This is a genomic window from Prevotella pectinovora (assembly GCF_000834015.1).
GTDB lineage: Bacteria > Bacteroidota > Bacteroidia > Bacteroidales > Bacteroidaceae > Prevotella > Prevotella pectinovora.
This window is the reverse complement of sequence record NZ_JXQI01000025.1, coordinates 12,659-36,091: the sequence shown is the minus strand read 5'-3', so window position 1 is coordinate 36,091 and position 23,433 is coordinate 12,659. Positions and strand designations below refer to the sequence as shown.

Genomic DNA, 23,433 nt, shown 5'->3' with positions numbered 1-23,433 from the left:
TTATTACCTAAGAAGCAGTTTAAACTGTTCCACAACCATATTCGGAATTACCTTCCGTACAATACGATACGCTAAAGTTTTTATTGAGAATGGTTTCTTTGCTAATCTCTTCACCTTCTCTTCAAAAGAAAGTCCGTCTTCCTTAAAAAACTCGGTTCGTTTAGGAGTTATTGGAAAAGATTTAACCAATGCAGGATTTCTTGTTGTCAATTTATCATATTGAACTTCATACAACTCAACATTTATATTATGCAAAACTTGCTTTCCTTTGTCTGAGTTTACAATGATAGCTGAAACGCCCTTATCGTCATCTATTTCAGGCATCAAAGATTCAATACCCCAGAAATCCCCCAATGTTAAGTCACTACCACTTCTTAGCTGTTTGGCAGGACAAGCATGACAAGAAGGACGCGTATACAAGTCTGCAAGAAATCCTCGCATAAAAGCATTCTTGCTACTTAATTCGATAAAGCTGTTACCGTCTTTATTTTCTATTACAAATGAGTAAGTTTTCCAACCTGTTTTTTTGTCTCTGAACGAGATATTTCTAATATCAGACTTGTTCCATTTCAATGTATGCAGTCTTGTAGTTAGGTATTGTTGCCATACTCCTGGACTTGGTACACTATGACAGATAATCTCAACAGCAAGTAAATTATCATATTCTTTGCGTAGGAAATGTTTAAGTCCTGCTATCTGGCATGGCGTGCCTGTAAACATCACCTTGCGACCTGTTTTCAAAAATTGCTCTGCCTTTAGATAATTATCACCTATTACACTTTGCAAGTACTTTGAACTACGGAATCTCTGCAAATCACTTATATTGTCAATATAATCGTGCTTGACATTCCAATCTTTATCCCAGCAAGCACCGAATACAACGCCACCACCCTTTATTGTCTGTTCGGCCAACAAAGTAAAGATCCCGCCTGATGAACTTTTGAGTCTAATATCATCATCCGAATTCTTTGCTGCATAAACTTCCAACGGAGTACGTGCCTCGTCTTGATTGATTACAGGGCATACCTTCTCACACAAATGACAATCTACACATTTTGAAGTATCTACTTGTGGATAAAGAAAGCCTTCATTATCCTCTGCCATCGTTATGCATTGCTTGGGGCAGCGCTGGACGCAAGCTGAGCATCCGCAACAATCTTGTACGTTCTTTATTTTGATCATTTCTTTATCTTTGCCGCAACCAATTTGTACTTATCAATAAAAAAAAGTCGCTCCGATTCTGTAAGACCAATCAAGAATGATGTTGCCGCAACTGATATCACAGAGACAATAGATACCGCAATAAACTGTATTATGCCATAAGAAATCAGATTGACAACAAGCAATGGAATAATAGCTGCGACTATTGCAACCACAATAATTGGAATATAGACCTTTAATATATATATTCTGATAGAAAGCTTTAATCGCTTTCTTACCATAACTAGCCTTGCTATCTGCGCTAAAAATTCGATACAGAAATGTACTATGAATACACTATATGCTGGTCCTCCCATTCGTAATACGATATATGAAATTGGTAATATCGAAATCATTAAGCTTCCACATACTATATAATATGTCCGTACTTTACCTGTAGCGTTATTAGCTGTAAGAATAGGATTGATAATAGTATAAATAAGCGTGGTGCATATTATCAAACGCAAGAAGACAACGGTATTTTCAGGTACTGTCTTCAACCATATCTGCAATATCAACGGGGTTTCTAACAAGACTGGCAAACTTAACAAATACATCAAGAAAAAAGAGAATCGTGAGCTTCTGAACATCAGTGTATGCATTGATTCAAAATCTTTTTGTGCATAGGTTTTCACTATCTGTGGGTTAAGAGCCGTTTGAAAATTTGTGATAAACATCTGAATTGCAGCCTGTACTTGTGTGGCAATAGCACGGGCTGCATTAACAGCAGGATTAAAAAATACATTAAGCAACATGCTCAATCCTTGATTGAAGGAGATGCTTGACAACCCACCAAACAAATTCCAAGCTCCGAATGATGTCATCTCTCTAAACAAGCTCCAATCCTTGGCGTGTCTATATCTTGATTCATGGAAATGTCTGTGACAATAGAACATATAACATAATTGAATAGACAACTGGACTAAAGAGAGTAATAAAGCGTAAACTATGAGCTTGTCAAAAGGTACAGCCAACAACATAAAAACAATTGCCAATTTTAACACGGCTTCAACTATTGAGATATAAGCAAAAGCAGACATACGTTCGTGGGCAATAATGTCAGCATTGTATGGCACAGACATTATTGAGAATATAAATGTTAATGCTGATGCTTGAAGTACCCAGAAGGCTGCTGTCATTCGCTCTGGCGGTATTGTCATCTTGTAGTATAAGAACCATAAGCCTACAGATTCAATTAGTAACACCGTGACAATAGCAATAAGAACATGTATTTGTAGAGACAGGCTGAATATCTTATTCAAACTCTTTTCGTCACCTTTGCCTAGTTCAAATGTAATATAGCGTTGAGTTGCTGCCGACATGGAACTGTTTAAAAAGCCAAACATGCTCACAAGGCCTCCAACTACATTATATATACCAAAGTCTTCCACTCCTAGTGTATTAAGTATCACTCGGGAAGTATATAACGATATGCCCATTATGAAGAACATTCGTATATACAGAAGCAAAGTGTTCTTGGCTATTCTAGAGTTGCTATTAGATGTGTGAGTCACTTTTATATGTTTAATTACCTGTTGGCGGAATTAATTTAGTGCATACTTAATTCTGCCAATGGGCTTGTCGTTAATGAAGTTTACGTATTGCAGAATGGTAAGTGCACTAATTTTGCCAATGATTCTGGCAAACAAACCATTCGTTATTTTCGCGTAGTTCCTGATGACCAGGAACTGGTCTGTAAGTTGTGAGAATATTGTCTCAATCCCTCTCTCAAACTTGTATTTGGCTTAAACCCAAAGTCTTGCTCCAGTGGTGTTGTGTCTGCATAAGTCACTGGCAACATAATGAGTCGCAGTTAAATTGCCTCCTTACGAATAGCATTAAGCAAGTCGTTAAATGTAAACCATCAATACAGCGTACCCACTATTTTTCAGTGGGTTAACCGCATCAGTATTTTGAATAAAGGCTGTACTTACATGATGCCTTGTAGTATGTTTATTCCCCATACAGATCCTTCATAAACGCCATCTTTCTCAGGTCTTTTGCCGATGGTCCTTTCTTGCCTTGCAGAGCAAGGTCGAACTTCTTGCAGACTTTCAGCATGTTGACTTTTGTGGTGTTGCCAAGAATCTGACAAAGACGAATAGCGTCAACGGTATAGTTTTGGAGGATAAGGTAATCATTTATAAAACTTAAAGTTTAGTTATCTCTTCCTGTGAAAGGCCTGTTGCTTTCATTATAGCGTCAATAGGCATATCCATTTCAAGAAGTTTTTTTGCTATTTCTACAGCTTTGTCTTTTTTGCCTTCAGCACGACCTTTTGCAAGTCCTTTTGCAATACCTTTCTCTTCTGCATTATCCAGCGAGTTCTTCATGTCGCGATAAGCTTTAAGACTGTCCTCATATTCACGAAGTTCTGTTTTTGAGAATCTTGCGATTTCAGCCTGATTAAACAAACGACTAAAGACTTCTGTCTGGAGATACCTGGGTTGACGGTCAAGACGCGAGAGGTTTTGAAGAACATAAATCCACTTGTCATAATTGGTCTTCAGTTCTTCTATACTCTTTTTGAACTTGGCTATTTCAACATACTTAAATGTGAGTTTATCGTTGAACACTTTATGTGTCTGCTTGTCAAGCAAGCCGATGTCGTGATTGATTGTATCTTGTGCAAAAGCAGAATCTGTCATGTCGTAGTTGAGTAATGCAACAACATAAACATGCTTGAGTTCATAATTCCATACTTCTCCTTTTTTCGCTTGCTCAAGAATAGGGAATGTGGCATAATATAGGGAACGGTCTTTGAAGTATTTCTGACTGGCATTCTGCATCTCAACGATAAACTTCTCGCCTTTTTCATTCTCACAATATACGTCGAATATAGCCTTGCGGTCTGTACGTACATCACCAACATGCTCACTATTAAGGAATGTCACGTTCTTTACAACTTGTTCACCATCAAACAGAGAGTTGAGAAAATCAATTAACAAATCCTTGTTGGGATTAGTGCCAAAAATTCGCTTGAAACCGAAATCGGTCAGCAAACTGATATATCGTTCTTCTGTGTATCGCATAACCCTAATATTAAATTTGTATTATAACACAAAGATAAAGGATATATTCAATATTTACAAGAATATTGGCACAATTTTGATTATTGAGTGTTGTTATCGGCTTTACCGCTTGCCAGAGCATGAATGTTGAATTATTCTCGACTAACGCCAGCGATTGTAAGTTGTACTATCATGAACAAGAATTAATTGTTGTAATAACGAGCGTACCATTCAGCAAAGCATCTCAATCCTTCTCTTAGACTTGTGTTCGGCTTAAACCCAAAGTCCTGCTCTAATGGGGTTGTATCTGCATAGGTTACTGGAACATCTCCTGGCTGCATCGGTACAAGTTCCTTGTGGGCTTCAAAGTCATAATCCTTTGGCAATACTCCTGCACGAACCAATTCTTCTTGAAGGATAGTAACGAAATCAAGGAGGTTTTCTGGAGAGTTGTTGCCAATATTATATACTTTATATGGAGGAATTGGCAGACCATCTTCGCCATTCTGCTTTTCAGGTGCATGCTGCGTGATACGGACTACACCTTCTACGATGTCGTCAACGAATGTGAAGTCACGCTTGCAATTGCCATAGTTGAAAATCTTGATGGTTTCGCCTTTCACCAGTTTGTTGGTGAATCCGAAGTATGCCATGTCGGGGCGACCTGCGGGACCATACACTGTGAAGAAGCGAAGGCCTGTAGAAGGGATGTTATAGAGTTTACTGTAGGCATGTGCCATCAACTCGTTGCTTTTTTTGGTTGCAGCATAAAGGGAAACGGGATTGTCAACCTTGTCGTCTGTTGAATATGGAACTTTTTTGTTGCTACCATAAACTGAAGAAGAAGAAGCATATACAAGATGTTCAACTTCGTGATGGCGGCAAGCTTCAAGGATATTATAGAAACCAATGAGGTTGCTCTGAATGTAAGCGTCTGGATTAGTGATACTGTAACGTACACCAGCTTGAGCAGCGAGATTTACTACAACAGCGATTTTGTTTTCGGTGAAAATCTTTTCTACGGCTTCTTTATCAGCGATTGATGCATGAACGAAAGTCCAGGAACCTCCTCGATCCTCCCTGTTTAGGGAGGATGCTATATTTTCGATCTCCTTGAGTCGTTCGTATTTGATGTTGACATCATAATAGTCTGTGATGGAATCAATACCAATCACTTTGATGTTCTATACGTCGTGGAAAAGACGTTTTACAAGGTTGCTGCCAATAAAACCTGCAGCACCTGTTACAAGAATTGTCTTGCCTTCAAGATTTATGTTGTGTTCTACCATAAAGACCCCCTCATTACCCCTGTTTAGGGGATGGTCCGGAGGGGAGCGGAGGATTTAGACCCCCTCGATCCCCCTGTTTAGGGGGAGGATGGAAGCCCCCCTCAGTCCCCCTGTTTAGGGGGAGGAAGAGGACATTGGGCTAACTGTCTGGGGGAGGGTTATAAGTTTTGTTTTATTTTTGTAATGACATAATCGGGGTTAAATAAGACTTCTTGGTTTGTGAAACGTATGACCTTGAAGCCCTGGTTTTCTAACCATTCTTGTCTGATAGTATCGTAGAGTTGCTGTTCGTCAGTGAAATGGTAACCGCCATCAATTTCGACTATCAGTCTGCTTCGGCGGAATAGGAAATCTACTATATAATCACCAATAATCCCAAATCGGTCATTAGGGCTTGCTTGTATTTTGCTTTTTTAGAAGAGTGGATTTTGTTTGGCTTTTAATGAGTAATAGCGAGCTATTGCGAATTAAAAACAAGCAAAAGACGCCTTATAAAAAGCAAAAGACTGCAAGCAGTTATTAAAATTATACATTGAACGGACTAATGACCGTTTTGGGATAATATGCTGTCTGATGCATCTCTGCCCAAATGCTGATGCTTTAACCATTGACCAGAAGACAGATTCTGCCTCAGTAGCATTTTGGCGGTTCTTCTTCGCATTCTCCTTAAGAAGTTCATACTCCAAAGGATCTGCTGTCATCCATTTCCTATCCATAGTTTGAGACCCCCTCGGTCCCCCTGTTTAGGGGGAGGGAGAAGACCCCCTCGGTCCCCCTGTCTAGGGGGAGGAAGAAGACCCCCTCAGTCCCCCTGTCTAGGGGGAGGGGGAGGAAGTTTTTTTCGTTTGTCTTGTAAGCCTCCCTAAACAGGGAGGTTTGGAGGGTCTTTAGTCACGACGGAAAATGTCACGTGTATAAACTTTCTCTTCTACATCCTTCAAACAGTCGTCAAAACGGTTGGCGATGATGGCTTTGCTTTGAGATTTGAATTCATCAAGGTTGTTGACTACCTTGCTGCCGAAGAATGTAGTGCCGTCTTCAAGGGTGGGCTCGTAGATGATGACTTCTGCACCTTTAGCCTTGATGCGCTTCATGATGCCCTGGATTGCAGACTGACGGAAGTTGTCACTGTTTGACTTCATAGTCAGACGATAGACGCCGACAACGGGAGCCTCTCCCTGACCCTCCCCTGAAGGGAAGGGATGGCCGTACTGGTTGTTGTTGGTATAGTCGTACCATCCGGCTTTGCGCAATACAGCATCGGCGATGTAATCCTTACGTGTGCGGTTAGACTCAACAATAGCAGACATCATGTTCTGAGGAACATCCTGATAGTTGGCAAGGAGCTGCTTGGTGTCTTTCGGCAAGCAGTAACCGCCGTAGCCGAATGACGGGTTATTATAATGTGTACCGATACGTGGATCAAGACCTACGCCTTCGATGATAGCCTTGCTGTCCAAGCCCTTTACTTCTGCGTAAGTGTCGAGCTCATTGAAGTAGCTTACACGGAGGGCGAGGTAAGTGTTAGCGAAAAGCTTAACGGCTTCGGCTTCTTTCATACCCATAAACAAGGTGTCGATGTTTTCCTTGATAGCTCCTTCCTGCAAGAGGGCAGCGAATGTCTTGGCAGATTCTTTCAGCATCTCTACGTCGGTTACTGATTCAATTGCCTTATTCTCGGCTTCAAACTCCGGTTTGTCGATAATCTTGGGATAGCCTACGATGATACGGCTTGGGTAGAGGTTGTCGTACAAGGCCTTGCTTTCACGCAGGAACTCTGGGGAGAAGAGGAGGTTGAACTTCTTTACTCCCTTCTGTGCGTATTTCAAGTAAAGATTGCGAGTATAGCCTACAGGGATAGTACTCTTGATGACCATAACGGCACCTGGATTCACTTCCAATACCAAGTCGATTACTTCTTCCACATGGGTAGTGTCGAAATAGTTCTTTACCGGGTCATAGTTAGTTGGTGCTGCGATAACCACAAAATCGGCATCTGCATAAGGAGAAGCCTTCCCCGTCCCTCCCTGAAGGGAGGGGGACAAGACTGCATGGAGATCAAGTGGCTTTTCTGCCAAATACTTTTCGATATAGTCATCCTGAATAGGTGAAATCCTGTTGTTCAGCTTTTCTACCTTTTCTGGTATTACATCTACTGCTGTTACATGATGATGTTGTGATAGCAATGTAGCTATACTCAGTCCCACATAGCCTGTGCCGGCCACTGCGACTCTGATGTCTTTGAAATCACGCATATTTATATTTGATTTAGTTTCTTATTCCGCTATTTCGAAATCTTCGTTATGCACATTGCTGATGGCAACGGCATAACCTCCAAGGTCCATCACAAGCTGGCGGTCGCGCAATATTCGTACGACATATCCTTCTTGTCCTGCCATGATTCCTGTCAGAACACGGAGCTTCACGTGTTCCCTTGCAAATTTCACAAAAGGATCACGAAGGAAAGTCACACGTTCCGGTTCCGACTCCATGACTTTCATGAACGGCTTCATGACGCTGTTCTTGATGGATGCCGGTTCTCCTGTCATGCAATTGTTTACAAGATGGTATCGTGGAAAATTCTTCTGGAGGAAATTCTTTAGGTCTTCAGTTTCGCCCTGCAAGAATACGAGGCCGCTTACTGAAGGTTTCTCTTCTTTGACTACACCTTTGCCATTTGCTTTGCGCTTATAACCAATGGTGCGGTGAATGAAACACTTTGGAATGAAATCGCCTTCCCAATTGCCTTCTTCAAGTATCTTGTCGAACTTTTCAGCTGCAAAATGCTGGATAAACAAATATCCCCATGGAGCCTCCGGTTCTTCGTTAATGGACATTCCTCCTACTTTTGAAGCCGATTTTTCATCAGCCCCAACAACGTGGATGCCCTTTGGTAAACACTTGTTGTTATACATATCGTTGTTTACGTCGGCTGTAGAAGAAGGAAACGAGCAAACCTGCGTCATTTTCTTTATCTACTTTATGTCACTGTTAGCTGCCATCACGTATGATGACGATGCTATTATTACAATAACATTGCTCATAAAATCACACCTTAGAAGTACATATTGTCCAGTCCAGTAGATGAAAACAAAATTCGTCAAGTAGTCTTGGCCATCTTACTTTCTTACTACTATATGGCTTTGTGTCTCTATCAATATTATGTCTGCATCTTCATATCCATATCTCATAATGAGAGATAAGATATCGGGTGCAAAGTTACGCTTTTTCTTGCATTTATTATCATTCACATTATAAAACTTTTATGTTTTCATTGATTTTGTATAGCTATGTCTATGATTACACGCTAATTAGTAACAAAAATGCGACATAACTTTATATACACAATGCCACTGCCATCATTATATTCTTCACTTTCATCATTCTTCCTCAAACAATACCGCATTAAACCCAAATCGGTCATTAGGCCGTTTAATGTATAATTTTAATAACTGCTTGCAGTCTTTTGCTTTTTATAAGGCGTCTTTTGCTTGTTTTTAATTCGCAATAGCCCGCTATTACTCATTAAAAGCCAAACAAAATCCACTCTTCTAAAAAACAAAATCCATGCAAGCCCTAATGACCGATTTGGGTTAAACTATACTTCGGCTGTATAAAGTTTTTCTTTCCGTCGTTCGTTCCACGCTATCTTACTGCAACGTGGTAAACAATATAAGGAATCCAAGGTTTTGGCTAAAAAATCATCTCCGCAAAGCTTGCATTTTCGAATAATTTTAAATTTTGCTGCTGGCATAAGTATTTGATTTTTCAGTTAGTTAAATGGCCAAGGTTCACCTTATCGCTAATTAAGGGGACGGTAAAATCCGATACAAATTTATAAAATTTATGCCCAGTTTTCAAGAATCCTTTATAAAAACCTGAAAATAGAAAAAGGGCGCAACTCATTGAGTTACACCCTTTATCTATCTTTTATCTACGCTTATCTATGAGCGTCTCATTTGACCTCCTCGAAAACGACTTTAACTGACTATCAATGCGTTAGCACCGGATGTTGCATACATGTCGCAAAAACGGAAATAGCCATTGATAATCAACATGTTACAAAATCACTACAAAGGTGATGAATTTCTCCCCGAATAACCAAAAGGAAACACAGAAAAAATCACAAACTTGTCACATTTTCTTGATTTGGATTGGTTATGGAATGCGAAAATTACAATGAAATGGTAAATGGAGAAAGACATGCCACATAGCTCTTCCTATAATTGTTCCTGATTTTTACATTGGAATAATATCAAGCCCTACTTCATTGCATATATACTTTTTTAAAAAGCACCTTGGGAGTTTACCAACGCTCCCAAGGATTTTTTTGAAGACCTTATTGATTAATGAGGTTCCTTATATCGGGTATCAAACCGACAATATCCGTTACTACTGAAATTGCCCCAAAGGGTGTAGGAGTTGCAAGAAACTACGCAACGTCCGCAATTAAGATTACTACATTAACAATAACATTCCACGCGAGGTGGATGGTCTTGGTAGAACTTGCCTTCTTATTAAAAAGGCAAATCTACACTCCGGTTTTCTTGATATCAAAAACTTTCATAGTATAAATATTATTTTTAATAAGCATCACTTAAGTTTAACGTCATTGATCCGCTTTTTTGGACGAAGACTATATTGGGCAGTCACCTACTCTCCCGATTTTCAGTACCATTGGCGCAACTGTGCTTAACTTCTCTGTTCGGAATGGGAAGAGGTGGAGCCACAGCACTATAACCACCGATAGTCTTTAATCTACAATATGCTTCATCGATACTTTTGTTTGTATTTCATGCGTTTGAGTTTTATTTGTCAATACGTTTATAGAAACTGCCGATTTGGCCATCTGGTAAAATGTCAACATCATAATAGTCTCCATTGTAATAATATGCCATATTCCCTTTCCGGAAGAATCTGTTGTCTGGATGTTCGTCTTTATATGTTTGATACTCATCATTCAGAGCACCCAAAACAATATCCATGGTAGCTTTCAAATCCTTTTCTGCTAATTGAAATTTACTTCTTTCACCAAACTGATTCTCAACAGCAAGCTCTTTTACATGGCGAAGGTAGATGTGTAGAAACGATTCAAAACTCATATACAGCAGATGTTTACCAACCACATTATAGCGATGTTCATGAAAGCTTATAATCTTTGAAAATAACAGAGCTGCTTTCTCCGGATAAGACTTTACCAACTTTTCAAAACTTAATCCCATACTTTGCAGTTCTTTATCAGCTATGCCAAAACGATTAGCTAATCTATTTTGGGACAACAGCATCAGGTCTGTTTTGTTCTTTTCTGTCAGCTTACCTGTATCTTTTTTCCATAATAGCCAGAAATACCCGACTTCTTGATTTACAATTGCTCCGTTCTCATCAAAAATTTCCTTTCTTTCTTTTTCTGTTAGTTTCTCGCGTTCCAGCACCATCTTATAGGCTAGGTACTCATTATGTTCTTCTGGAGTCAATTCCATTCCATCTGCAATAAAATGACACAAGGCTCCATACATAAAAAAAATATCGTCACCATTGCCTTCACTCTGAAAGGGAATCTCCAGTACCTTAGGATTACGCAAAAGTGAACTTCCATAAGTGTTATTTTCTTCTGATGCTGGTCCAACTAGCATTTCAACTATATCCTTTGTCGGAATACCATCTTTAAGCAATTGAGTATATAGCGTTTCATCTAACTCTCCCAAAAGTTCTTTTGCTTTAACATTGGATATATCATTAAGAGCCATTCTGTCTTTTTCAAGTGCCATTCTATCTTTCTGATAATACACAAAAACTACCGTCAACGACTCCCCATATACTTCCGCAGATTCTTGGCTCAAAGTCAATGTTGCAACACAATCCTTTGCACCAGCATATTCATATATTTTCTCTTGAGTAAAACCATCGGCCGATTTGTATAGCTTCATACCGCATCTTTCCGCCATTTGGTTTTCAAGAAAATCTATTTGTTGCTTCAGCAAAGATAGTATATCTTCTGAAGAAATATCTATATTGTTGTTCATTTCCATTGAATTAACCTATAATTTCAGTAATTAATCCTAGTCTGAAACGAATCTATCATTGAAAGTAACCTACGCTTTTAGGCTACTATCGTGCATTTTCTTTCAACATCTCAATCAACTTGTAAATACCTGTGGATGGATTCTGGAACTCATGCAATTCCTTTGCTCTAGCAACAGCAACATCCGTTTTGTTGTTTAAGAAAGACTTTTGTGTGTCGGTAAAAGCCGATTTGGAATAATTCTTCCACACGGGAGCGCTTTTCTTTAATTCTTTGATGAGTGCATCCGTTTCGATTGCTGCCTTCTGGTCTTTGGCATGAAGTAGCAACCATATTTCAAAACAAGGATTGCTTAGCAGCATTTCTGCCTTGCATTTGTGAAGTTTCTCGTTGATGGCCTGCACATCCATGTCGTACATGAGGAATGTGTGCACCTTATCCCATTGTGAGATTTTGAGCTCCTTTGTACGCTTCTCAACCAACGATGGCGTGATCTTTGTGCCTTCTATGTGCGAAATGATTCTGATGGGTGACTTATACCACGATTTCAGAAGGTTGATATAGCAGACCTCTGTCTCGCCCTCGCAAATGACAAGGGCGATCTTTCGCATTCGCAAAGATGGTGACGGTTCTCTTTTGCTTGCCATAATCAACCTTCCAATAATTGTTTGATACTTGATACCGATGAATCAACATAAGGTACTGCATCAAAGCGCCCTTGTATATATCCCTTTTCGGCATCCATATTCTCACGGAAATCCTTGAAGTCGTATAATGAATACACTTCCGTTGCGCCTTGCTCCGACTTGTTGACAAATACAATCTGGTCACGCCTCAGTCGTTTGACACCGATAAGGTTCGTATTATGGGAAGTGAACAATAACTGACTACTCTCTGAGGCATGAATTAAGTCAAGAATGAAATCAGCCAGACGGGTATGCAATCCCATGTCAAACTCGTCCATCATAATGCTCTTCTTGTTCTTTACCACATCCAAGAGTCGTATCAAAATCTGGAACAGTTTTCTTGTACCGTTAGATTCTTCCATGTCCATGTCGAACATGATATCCTTTTGGTTACGATGGAAGGTCTTAAAGCGAAGCACATCCACCAGCTTGTATGACAATTCCGTTTGTCCAGACACAACCACAGGAGCCGGCATTTGCTCTTTCCTTGCTTCAATATCTGTAATATCCGTATCACATATTTCAAGTGCTTTGAGTATTACTTTCTTGTAGGCATTGAAACTATCCAATACCATTATGTCGTTCACATTTACGAGTCCAAGAAGGATTTGGTTCATGAAATAGCGATAAAGCTTTTGGGCAATCTCTCTGTTCATTGAACTGGCTCGGCTCAGGAACAGATTCTTTTCACTGGTATTGATTACCACATCTGAAGGCTTGACCATCACGCCTGTACCAAAGCTATACTTTCCATCAGCATTACGAACAAATATCTTTGCTCGTCTACCAACGGGATAATGGTACAGACTCTCACTTATGATGCGTTCACGAGTCAGCTCAAAAGCGTATTCATACTCCACATCCTCACAGACAAAATCAATAAGGAATTTGCTGGGCTTTTTCTGCCAACCATCAAATTTGAAAGGTTCAAAGTTGAATGTCACCCCTTCGTTATGAAGATGTGACTCCAAAATCATTCTACAGCAAAAAGTAATGGCTTTCAGAATATTCGATTTGCCAGAAGCGTTAGGCCCAAACAAGCCAATAGTTTTAAGTACGGGCACACCGTTCCACTCCATCACATTATGGCTTAACTCCCGTGCAAGAGCTGTATTGATGTTTCCTGCTCTGAAGTCGATTCTTATTCTATCTCTAATAGAAAAGAAATTCTCAAATTCGATTTTTAATATCATTACATGTCTGATTTTGTAGGATTGCTGCAAAATTAGCGGTTAAAGTTGAATCAACAATGGCTTTGAGGCGATTATTAGCTTTATCACCTTCATTATTTAACATTTATCAACCGAAATATATAGTTTGATGTGGTAAAAATTGCAAGAACCATACACTTGCTTTTGCAAACCTTTATGGTGCTTAGAGAAAGCGAGTGCGTATTTCGCCTTGTTAATGGTCAAGCATTTGACTAAATAGTCAAATGCTTGACCATTTTATAAAAATATTTGAGCAAACAAGTTAATATTTCACCTAGTTTTGGTAACTTTGCAGCCAAAGACTACGAGCCCACAACAATCATATACTGTTGATAGCTCTCAGTGCTTGATAGCGAAAATGAAAATAAGACATTCAACGATTATTTGACAACAACTTCAAATGGCGAAACTTAATAGGATTAGAGTCGTTCTTGCAGAACGCGATTTGAACAATAAATGGTTGGCTGATAAATTGGGCAAAGACCAGGCGACAGTATCAAAATGGATCACCAATACCACCCAACCAAACCTTGAAACGATGATGCAAATTGCAAAAGTCCTCGAAACACAGGTAGATGATTTGTTGCGATTTGATGAGTTGCCAGAGATTGATACAAAAGTAGAGTAACAATTGATTTTTTTAGCATTAATATGACTTCAAAAGAAATATGAAGCTAAACAATAATACCGAGATGCAGAGTATGAAGGATATAGATTCTCTGTCCACTCTAGACAACGAGCAGATGTTTGCGGAGGTTGCGGGGATGATTCGGCAGACACGGCAGAATGTCATCCGCATTGCCAATACAGCTCTCATCGAACTCTACTAGAAGGTCGGTGAATATCTTTCACGAAAAATAGCTGATGCAGAATGGAGGGTGTCCGTCAACTTCACCGACAAATAGATGCTCCTCCAACAGAAGATGAGGGAAATAGAAGATGAAATAGATCAGTTGGATAGTAACACCTAATTGACATATCTAGAAATAAAGACCGCAACAATAATGAATAAATTCACCATACAGCAACTCCAGCAGATGCGCGAATCCGAAGACCGCGTTGAGTTCAAGGCGGGCGAAGGAGGCAACATTTCCTACGATGGTCGAGGCAAGACCAATCCGAAGGATCGTCGCCGTTGCATCCTTGGTTATGTCATCGCCCTTTGCAACGAAGGTGGCGGTCGCCTCGTAATAGGTATGCACGACAACTATCCGCATCGTGTCACAGGCACTCGCCAGGCACATAATGCCATCGGACAGCTGGAGTCGGACATCTATCGTGACACAACCATTCGCCCTGAGATTTATGAACTCTATGATGAAGAGAACCGTCGTGTACTTGTGATTGAGGTTCCATCACGTCCTATCGGCAAGGTCTTCAAATTCGAGGACGTTCCTTTGATGCGTGTTGGCGAAGAACTAAAGCCAATGTCCGATGCCATGTATCTCAAGATACTCCAGGAGTCAGAGCCAGACTTCTCAGAGAAGATCTGCGAAGGACTCTCGCTTGAAGACCTTGACGAAGAAGCCATCCGTGTGATGAAGCAAGGCTATGCCCAGCGCTGGAACAAGCCTGAATTTGTAAGTACACCAACATTGCAGGTACTCCATGATTTCGCCCTCATGAATAAGGGTGGTCAACTGACCAATGCTGCCCTTATTCTTCTTGGTAAGTCAGAAGCAATACGCAAGCATTTGTTTTGCAATCGCGTGACTGTAGAGTACCGCCTATATCACTCTATGATAGAATACACTGCACGTCAGGAATTCCAAGAGCCACTTGTACTGATGGTAGATTCTGTCTGGAACTACATCAACCAGCCTGCCAGCAATCCATTACAACACTATAATGACGGATTCCGCATTGGCGACATTCCCACATTCAACCGTGATGTTGTCCGAGAAGCAATCCTCAATGCATGCTGTCATCGTGTGATGTACATCCAGAGCGATGTGGTAATCAAGCAATATCCCGACCAACTCATCATCACCAATGCTGGAGGTTTTCCAGTCGGTGTGGATGTGGACAATATCCTTACGGTCAACAGTATGCCACGTTGCAAACTCATCACCGAAGTTTTGCAGAAGGCAGGTTTCATCGAGAAGAGCGGACAAGGCGTTGACAAGATGTTCTACCATTGTCTGATGGATGGCAAATGTTTGCCTGATTATTCTCTGACAGACGAATGGCAGGTATGCTTACGACTCCCTGGCGAAATCAAGTACCCAGCCTTCATGCTCTATGCTCGTGAGTTGCAGAATGCCCGGCCAGCGAACAACAAACTCAACGTCTTCGACCTCCTTGCCCTCTTCCGTGCTTCGCAAGGCGATAGCCAACGCTATACGGACGAAGTGACACTACGCAAACTTATCGACGAAGGATTGCTCATCTCAGCACAGGATGGTTATAAGTTGTCTGATAGGTATTATGAAATCGTCAAGAAAACCACAGTCAATGTAACTGGACAAAAAGATGATACGATAAATGTCCAATTATTAGATATAAATAAACTAACTGAACGTCAAACAGTTATATATAATAGCATAAAAGAGGGTGTCCAATTAAATGTCCAATTAAACACTACCGATTTGTCCAATAAGCTTAGCATTGGATTCAAAACCATGCAACGAGAATTGAAGGTTATAGAAAACTTAGGGTTAATCGTCAGAGTTGGTAGTAAGAAAACAGGTCATTGGGAAGTGATTAATAAAGGGTAAAAAAGAGAATATGGAGAACCGTTCGCATTTTCGTTCGCTGGACGAACTCATCAGGGGGCTCGATAGGGAGAGAGCCTTATTGAAGGAGATGTTTGCCAAACGCAAGACGTACTCTTTCCGCTATGATATTGCCCGTGAGCTGGCATCCAAGAAGGAGGAAAGTCTGGAGTTCCTCCGCAGAAATGGTGTCATCAGGGATAATGGCGAGTTTGTGGAACTGGAGGATGTGTATCTGAAGTTCTTCGAGGAAGTGCTGGAAGTGAATGAGGAAATCAACGTGGCGAGCGTGAAGCAAAGCATTGACAACCTTAATGAAAATATCGAGTACTATTTGATAGAGAAGTCGCCAGCGAAGAAACACTCATATCTGACGGAGGTGAAGCGCATCCTTCACACTATTGCCCTGAACATTCTGAGAAGTGTGATAGATCTGAAGAGAAACATCGACAGCACTTACAAGAATGAACCGACTCTTGCTGTCAAGAAAAAAAAGCTGGAGCATCTGGACGAGAGGAGAAAGGACATTGCAGTCTTCATCAAGGAGTGTGAGAAGGTGATTGATGAAAAGCAACCGACATTCTTTCTGGAGGCTATGGACGTGCAGTTGAAGGAGACAGTGACGAACGTGAAGTATCAGATGAATGAGGCATATCACAACCTCATTGAGCTGGATCGCCAGATAATCAATTATCTCAATCTGATAGTCTACCAGGACCATCTGGTCAAGAAGGTACAGAGGCTGAAGTATCTGAAGGACCAGTTAATACTGGATACCAATACCAATATCAGGTCTATGCTGAATCAGACAGATCCAGTCTGGATGGAACCAAGACCGAAGTATACATTGAAGGTCTCGATACCTATGCTCCGAAACACGGATGAGGGACTGAGAATACTGCATAAAGTGGCAGCCGGTAAGGGCAACAGCAGACTGAAGAAATGTGAGCTGGCAGAACCATTGACTCTTGAAGACATGCAGGCAGAAGCTCAGGTGCTGCAGACTGTGGATGCTTCGGAAGTGAAGAATGCTTTCATGGCCTCGAGCGACAACCTGTTTCATTTCGTGATGAACTATGGTAACTACAGTAAGAAGATGGATGAGGAAGATAAACTGGTACTGTTCTGTCAGATAGCGACACAGTATCTTGATGAGTTGACTGTGGAAGATAATTACCAGACAATGGGGAACATAGAGTACCCTCTCATTTATTCAAGACAAAACTAAAAAGGATTCGTATGCGATATACAAAAGAAATATTCGATATCCTTAGTCGAGGAGGTTTCATCTCGCAGAATAGTGTCTCACAGCAGAAGACACAACTATATGATGCGATTGAGGATGACTACAATGAGTATCTGGAGTACTACAAGGGCATCGGTTTCATCCTTGAAAGTGGAAATAGCTATTATTACTTCACTCGTACAGAGAACAAGGTGGACTTGGAGAACAAGATCCAGCGTATGGCAGAATGGATAGATCGTGTGGACTTCCTGAAGGTGTTTAACTCCACCTTCGGTCCTGGATTTACTTTCCGCAAGTCGAACATCATGGAGCAGTTTGCCAATGACATCGAGCTGAAGGAGAAATCCGGAGGACTGTATCCGGAGGAGAAGAGTCTGGAGAATAAAGTCGAAAGTCTGGTGAAGGACCTTGAGAAACAGGGATTCGTGGAGATGGAGAACGAACTGGACGGCACTTACAAGGTAACATCGGCTTTCCATTATATCGAAGAAATGATTGATTGTCTCACCATTTATGAAACGGAGGATGAGCAATGAGAGCACTAAGGAAAATTGTCTTCATCAATAGCGCGAACATACGCTATGCGGAAATTAAGCTGGACGGAAATGTACACTTCATTGGAACCCAAGGTGTGGGCAAGAGTACGTTGCTGAGAGCTATCCTGTTCTTCTATAATGCGGACAAACTGCATCTCGGTATTCCGAAGGAGATGAAGTCGTTTGACGACTTTTATCTGCCGAACCCCAACTCTTATATCGTGTATGAGGTGGAGCATGAGCACAGGCCTTTTACGGTTTTGGTGTTCCGCTCTTCGGGGAGAGCATGCTATCGTTTCATAGATGCTCCATTCGAGAGAAAATGGCTGGTGGATGAGTTTGGTGACGTGACATCGGAGTATAAGGTCATCAATTCGCGTCTGGACAAAAACATCTACATGAGCAAGTTGATTGACCGTTACGAGATGTTTAGGGAAATCATCTACGGCAACTACAAGGTGGCTGGCAAAGAGTTCGGAAACTTCCAGCTCATGGAGGCGAAGAGCTACCAGAACATCTACCGGTCGATACAGAATGTGTTCCTTAATTCAAGGTTAGATGCCGACTTCATCAAGGATATCATCATCCGATCGATGGAGGAAGAAGAATCGAACATCAATCTGGCCTATTATCGTGGGCAGGTGGCCGACTTTGAGCAAGAGTATAAGGATATTTCGTGCTGGTTCAGGACCAATGCCAAGGGGGAATCGGCAGTGAGACTACAGGCTGACAAGGTGATAGCCTGCTACCATGACCTGCTGTATCAGAAGCAGCAGATTGGGGAGCTGTGTGGCGAACTGAACTATGCGGTCAGAAATTCGCGTGAACGTATTCCGTTGGTTGAAGAGAATACGGAGAAACTGACAGCCGAAAGAGAGCGCCAGCAGAAGCTGCTGGGAGAAGTAAAGGAGAAGTACGAGACTGAGAAATCAGGCCTGAACAAGCAACTGGGCGTAGCGGATGACAGAATCAAGTCTTGCAAGGCGAAGAAGGAATACTATACTAGCATAGGTATTGATGAGATAATCCGCAGATGCAATGAGGGACCTTTGCTGAAGGAACAGCTGACGGCTCAGAAGGAGAGACTCAATGACCTCACGTGCCAGTACAATGATATTGCCAGCAAATACAAGAAGCTGGTGGATGGTGTGAAGTCGGAATTGGACGGCTTCAGGCAGTTGCAGGAGAATAGGAAGAACAATATCCGCACAGAGTCTCTCTCGAGAAAGGAACAGCTGATGGATGAAAGAGACAAGCAGAAGAGAGAGATTGCAGCTTCTTTTGAAGAAAAACTAAGAGTTGCGGAGAGCCAGATAGATAGCATCAAACTGGAGAGACAGGAGTGTGAGAAGAGCCTGCACGCTTTGCTGTTCTATGCTCCTTACAAGGATGTGATGGATCTGCATCTGGCTAAGAAGGTTGAGCTGCAGAAGGAGGAGGTGAAACTGGCTGGCGACATCAGAAGTCTGGATGCCAACTTGAAGCAGTTGCAGACTGAATATGAAGCTATTGTAAAGGACATAGAGTCTGAAGCAAAGGCAGAACTGGAGCGAAAGGCTCAAGAGATGAAACAAGTAGAGACGAAGATTGCCGAATTGGATAAGATGCTCGAGTGTACGAAAGGTTCGCTCTACGAGTGGCTGGACGGCCATGTGACAGGATGGGAAAAGAACATCGGAAAGATCATAGACGAGAAGCAGGTACTGTATCGTACAGGATTGCATCCCGAAAAGGTGGATACTGCAGGCAAGACACTCTATGGGGTGGAACTGGATCTGACGGAACTGCCGATGAGTGTGCGCAAGCCTGACGAAATAAAGGCAGAGAAGCAGAGGCTGGAAGAGCAGCTGAAGGCTATGAGGAAGGCGTGTGCAGAAATTGAAGCGAAGAAGGTAGTGGAACTGGATTCGCAGAGAAAGGCCTACACTCCCCGGGTGAAGGACATGCGTGAACGAAGGTCGCTTTGTGAGGCTCAACGGAATTCTATCCCAGGAAAGGTGAAGGCTCTGGATGTGAAGATTCAGGACCTCCTGAACAAGACAGAGGAGGAGAAAAAGCAAAAGAAGGCAGCTCTGGACAAGCAAATGAATGATGTGAGCCACAGGCTGATGGATGCAGAGTCCGTCATCACGAAGACCAGAGACGACAAGGAGAAACAACTGAAGACTGCCCAGAAGTTGTTTGAACAGGCTGTGGCTAAGGTTGAAGGTGAACAGAAGGCTGCTCTGAATGAGATAGAAATTGCAGTCAAGGCAAAGCAGACTTCGACTGAAACGGAGATCATGCGCTTGCAGCAACAGGAACTGAATGAAATGAAGGGAAAGGGTGCCGATACGGGTGCTGTGGAGAAGTGCAAAGACACCATCAGCGGCATCGAGAAGGAACTTGATTATATAGAAAACAATCGCAAGTTCGTCTATAAGTATCAGTCTGATAAAGAAGAACTACTGGATAAAGAGGATGAGTTCAAGGTTTTGAAGAAAACTCTGCAGGAGAAACTCGGTCAGCTGGAGGACAAGTACGAACTGAGGCGACAGGATTACGACCGTAAGATTGCTTCATTGAATAAAGAGATAAGCGGGTGCAATGAGCAATTGCAGAAGATAAAACAAGGTCTGGGGAAGGCAGATGACTTTGTTGGCAATTCGGATCTTTGTCCGCCGATACTCAGGGATGTGCCAGAGCGTAAGACCCTGAAATCGCCTGAAGAGGTGGTGTCGGATTTGACCGGCATCATCGTTTCGAGACACAGGAAAGAAGAACAGTTCAAGCAGTCGGTTGTGCTGTTCAACGATAATTTCACGTCCAAGAATACCTTTAACTTTAAGGTTGTGCTGAAGACTGTGGAGGATTATCTGGACTTTGCTTCGAATCTGGATGACTTCATCCATAACAACATGATTGAGGTGTACAGGAACAGGACGAGTGAACGCTACACTGAGATTCTTGCGCGTGTCTCTTCGGAGATTGGAGCTTTGACCAAACGCGAGTCGGAAGTGGTGAAGGTGATTCAGGGTATTAACAAGGACTTTGATGCTCAGAAGTTTGTGAAGGTCATCCGGCAGATTTCTATCCGATCGAAACCGTCATCGGACAAGATGGTTCAGCTGATGAAGCGTATCAAGGAGTTCCATGACGAGAACCAGTTCGCAATGGGTGAGGCAGACCTGTTCACCACCGATAATCGGGAGGATGTGAACAACAAGGCTGTGGATCATATCCTGGACCTGATGAAGTATCTGAATGAAGATACGAGCAGGAAGAGTATGACATTGGGCGACCTGTTCGATTTGGAGTTCCGAGTGGTGGAGAACGATAATGACACACAATGGACATCGAAGCTCTCGCATGTGGGTAGTGAGGGAACCGATACGTTGGTGAAAGCTATGATCAACATCATGCTGATCAATGTATTCAAGTCACAGGTCAGCAAGAAGTTCGGTGATTTCAAAGTGCATTGCATGATGGATGAGATTGGCAAGCTGCATCCACAGAACGTGAAGGGTATTTTGGGATTTGCCAACTCGAAGAACATCCTGTTGATCAATTCTTCGCCTACTACATATAATGTTTCAGATTATCGATATACCTATCTATTGGACAAGGATAGTAAGTCGAGAACTATTGTCCGTCCGTTAATTACTCAGAAATGAAAATAACCAGAAGTTTGATAGACAAGCTCATTGCCCTGAGTAATGGCGAATCATTGCCTGCCTGCAGATTAACGGGAGAATGGGTGAATGAACTAGTCAGAGACGGTATTCTGGTCAGTTCTTCGAGAGGTAGCAAGAGAAGCTTGAAGGCTGTAGACAGAGAGTCGTTTGTGAAGGCCTTGGCGAGAATTGACGAGCGTTTTGCTGACCTCAAGAAGACGAGAAATCTGCTGATGGATGATGGCTCTTCTGGAGGCGCTTTGCGTGCTTCTCAGGCTGCGGATTCTGGAAATTCGAAATTGAAGATGAGGAGGTCTTTCCCTGGGTTTCTTGTTAATTCTTATGAGGCTATTGATGCTCAATTAAATGGCAGGTCATGTGTTATCCTACCAGAGGAAGGAAGCTGTGTGTTCGTGTCGGATTGGGAGCGTTTTGTGATTCCGTCTGACGTGATAGTAGTGGGCATCGAGAATCCAGAGAATTTCAGATTCATACGTCAGCAAAGGTATCTGTTTGAGTCGTGCCTGCCAGGGAAACAGCTGCTGTTCGTGTCTCGCTATCCCCAATCGTGCGACCTCAGGAACTGGCTTATGGGAATTGGCAATCCGTATGTCCATTTTGGCGACTATGATCTTGCCGGTATCAGGATTTTTATAACTGAATTTCATCGCTATTTGCCAGATCGGTCATCGTATCTGATACCTTCGGACGTGGAAGAGAGGCTGAGGAATGGTTCAACGGAACGTTTCCAGGGCAACTATTACGAGAACCGTCATTTGTCTTCTGATATCCCTGAACTGCAGGCTTTGATCGACCTGATTATGAAGTACCATAAGGGGTATGACCAAGAGGGCTATATAAGTTTTTAAATACTATGTTTCTTTACCAAAAACTCATAGATCGTTCCACTCTGCGTCAGGGATTCCAGATTCCGGTGGAGTTTCATCACCTGCTGAAGGCGATGCCTGGGGGTATGCCCCAGCATGGGGAGACACGTAACGTAAAGGTGTTGATTGATGGTGTGGGCTATGATGCACAACTCAAGAACCAAGACTTTGACCGCACGAAGTATGATGGACATGCGGACGTAATACAGATAAGGTACAGCGAAGGATGCGCATTAGTGAAACGATTGCGAGAGGTATTCTCTTCGACCTGGAACTATGTGGAAAGCATCAAGAACCTACCGAAAAACATCAATCGAAAGTTCACCATCCGTATACCCAAGGAACATCAGGAGTTTCTTGCCCTTAGCACTACGGATTTACCCGACGTCTTTGTGGCTGATTGCATCACAACGACAGTCAAGGCAGAAGTGAAGACTGAAGTGAGCACGATGTCGGAACTCAACTTTGAAACCTTCGAACCGCGTGAAGATAAGAGCGTTGGTATCAAACAAGTTACTCGCTTGCAGAAGGTTAGACTGCTTGACCGCTCAATTGGAGATTCCCTAAAACTTCTCTACGACTATCGTTGCCAGATGACAGGCGAGAAGGTTGGCGATGAATACAACGCTCAGGTGGTAGAAGCCCATCACATCATCCCCTTCACTGAGAGTATGAACAACGACACCTCGAATATCATCATCCTCTCGCCCTCATATCACCGCATCATCCACAAGGCAAATCCATCATGGGATAGTAAGAATTTGGCGTTTATCTTTCCTAATGGATTGATTGAGAAAGTGAAGATAGATAAGCATTTGAACATATAACAAACATGAACGAAATACATAAATATATTGACGTTGAAGCATACGAACGTGTGGCAGAGCCACATAAACGTGAAAGAGCCTCGGCTTGGCGTACCGCTATTGGTCTTCAGGACGTGGGTTGACACCATGTATCTGAATATATAAAAGAAGC

At 42.1% G+C, this 23,433-nt stretch carries 17 protein-coding genes, 1 rRNA gene and 2 pseudogenes; 8 read left to right on the top strand and 12 right to left on the bottom strand.

What is annotated here, in order from left to right:
* Nucleotides 1-3 precede the first annotated feature (3 nt).
* The 12 genes and pseudogenes from ST42_RS03205 to ST42_RS03155 form a co-directional block, all read right to left on the bottom strand.
* On the bottom strand, nt 4-1,104 hold the full coding sequence (locus tag ST42_RS03205) for a Coenzyme F420 hydrogenase/dehydrogenase, beta subunit C-terminal domain (RefSeq protein ID WP_231556895.1): 1,101 nt from the start codon (nt 1,102-1,104) through the stop codon (nt 4-6).
* 74 nt (nt 1,105-1,178) lie between these two features.
* Entirely contained in the window at nt 1,179-2,591 is a 1,413-nt protein-coding gene (locus ST42_RS03200; protein ID WP_394365282.1) for an MATE family efflux transporter, read from the bottom strand.
* Between the two features lie 153 nt (nt 2,592-2,744).
* Nucleotides 2,745-2,936 (bottom strand): annotated as a pseudogene (locus ST42_RS13415) (IS982 family transposase); the annotation flags it as partial.
* A gap of 414 nt (nt 2,937-3,350) precedes the next feature.
* The gene (locus tag ST42_RS03195) at nt 3,351-4,232 is read right to left on the bottom strand and encodes an Rpn family recombination-promoting nuclease/putative transposase (protein WP_044072240.1); all 882 of its coding nucleotides are present in this window, start codon (nt 4,230-4,232) and stop codon (nt 3,351-3,353) included.
* Nucleotides 4,233-4,414: 182 nt separating this feature from the next.
* Nucleotides 4,415-5,500, bottom strand: a pseudogene (locus ST42_RS03190) (NAD-dependent epimerase/dehydratase family protein).
* 158 nt (nt 5,501-5,658) lie between these two features.
* On the bottom strand, nt 5,659-5,871 hold the full coding sequence (locus ST42_RS14550; RefSeq protein ID WP_370756885.1) for an endonuclease domain-containing protein: 213 nt from the start codon (nt 5,869-5,871) through the stop codon (nt 5,659-5,661).
* A gap of 516 nt (nt 5,872-6,387) precedes the next feature.
* On the bottom strand, nt 6,388-7,755 hold the full coding sequence (locus ST42_RS03185) for a nucleotide sugar dehydrogenase (protein WP_044072238.1): 1,368 nt from the start codon (nt 7,753-7,755) through the stop codon (nt 6,388-6,390).
* 21 nt (nt 7,756-7,776) lie between these two features.
* A complete protein-coding gene (locus ST42_RS13100) occupies nt 7,777-8,466 on the bottom strand; it encodes a hypothetical protein (RefSeq protein WP_052488201.1) in 690 nt (229 codons plus the stop codon).
* Between the two features lie 1,674 nt (nt 8,467-10,140).
* A 5S ribosomal RNA gene (gene rrf / locus ST42_RS03170) occupies nt 10,141-10,248 on the bottom strand.
* 60 nt (nt 10,249-10,308) lie between these two features.
* Nucleotides 10,309-11,523 carry a hypothetical protein gene (locus ST42_RS03165; RefSeq protein ID WP_156139283.1) on the bottom strand — a complete coding sequence of 405 codons (1,215 nt, stop codon included), beginning with the start codon at nt 11,521-11,523 and terminating at the stop codon, nt 10,309-10,311.
* An 85-nt stretch (nt 11,524-11,608) separates the two neighbouring features.
* The gene (locus tag ST42_RS03160) at nt 11,609-12,169 is read right to left on the bottom strand and encodes an RloB family protein (RefSeq protein ID WP_044072235.1); all 561 of its coding nucleotides are present in this window, start codon (nt 12,167-12,169) and stop codon (nt 11,609-11,611) included.
* A 2-nt stretch (nt 12,170-12,171) separates the two neighbouring features.
* The gene (locus tag ST42_RS03155) at nt 12,172-13,401 is read right to left on the bottom strand and encodes an AAA family ATPase (RefSeq protein WP_044072233.1); all 1,230 of its coding nucleotides are present in this window, start codon (nt 13,399-13,401) and stop codon (nt 12,172-12,174) included.
* A 418-nt stretch (nt 13,402-13,819) separates the two neighbouring features.
* Between ST42_RS03155 and ST42_RS03150 the strand changes: the two genes are divergently transcribed.
* The 8 genes from ST42_RS03150 to ST42_RS03120 all read left to right on the top strand — a co-directional run bounded on the left by ST42_RS03150 (nt 13,820) and on the right by ST42_RS03120 (nt 23,282).
* Nucleotides 13,820-14,047, top strand: a complete 228-nt coding sequence (locus ST42_RS03150; protein ID WP_042517287.1) for a helix-turn-helix transcriptional regulator — start codon at nt 13,820-13,822, stop codon at nt 14,045-14,047.
* A 40-nt stretch (nt 14,048-14,087) separates the two neighbouring features.
* Nucleotides 14,088-14,249, top strand: coding sequence for a hypothetical protein (locus ST42_RS13750; protein ID WP_156139282.1), 162 nt, complete (start codon nt 14,088-14,090; stop codon nt 14,247-14,249).
* A gap of 174 nt (nt 14,250-14,423) precedes the next feature.
* The gene (locus ST42_RS03145) at nt 14,424-16,136 is read left to right on the top strand and encodes an ATP-binding protein (RefSeq protein ID WP_082028563.1); all 1,713 of its coding nucleotides are present in this window, start codon (nt 14,424-14,426) and stop codon (nt 16,134-16,136) included.
* Nucleotides 16,137-16,146: 10 nt separating this feature from the next.
* Nucleotides 16,147-17,361, top strand: coding sequence for a hypothetical protein (locus tag ST42_RS03140; protein ID WP_042517285.1), 1,215 nt, complete (start codon nt 16,147-16,149; stop codon nt 17,359-17,361).
* A gap of 11 nt (nt 17,362-17,372) precedes the next feature.
* The gene (locus ST42_RS03135) at nt 17,373-17,915 is read left to right on the top strand and encodes a condensin complex protein MksE (RefSeq protein ID WP_042517283.1); all 543 of its coding nucleotides are present in this window, start codon (nt 17,373-17,375) and stop codon (nt 17,913-17,915) included.
* A complete protein-coding gene (locus tag ST42_RS03130) occupies nt 17,912-21,568 on the top strand; it encodes an ATP-binding protein (RefSeq protein WP_042517281.1) in 3,657 nt (1,218 codons plus the stop codon). Before ST42_RS03135 ends, ST42_RS03130 begins: the two co-directional genes overlap by 4 nt.
* On the top strand, nt 21,565-22,437 hold the full coding sequence (locus ST42_RS03125; protein ID WP_042517280.1) for a hypothetical protein: 873 nt from the start codon (nt 21,565-21,567) through the stop codon (nt 22,435-22,437). Before ST42_RS03130 ends, ST42_RS03125 begins: the two co-directional genes overlap by 4 nt.
* 5 nt (nt 22,438-22,442) lie before the next feature.
* Complete coding sequence (locus ST42_RS03120) at nt 22,443-23,282, top strand: HNH endonuclease signature motif containing protein (protein ID WP_042517278.1); 840 nt, start codon at nt 22,443-22,445, stop codon at nt 23,280-23,282.
* The last annotated feature ends 151 nt before the right edge of the window (nt 23,283-23,433 follow it).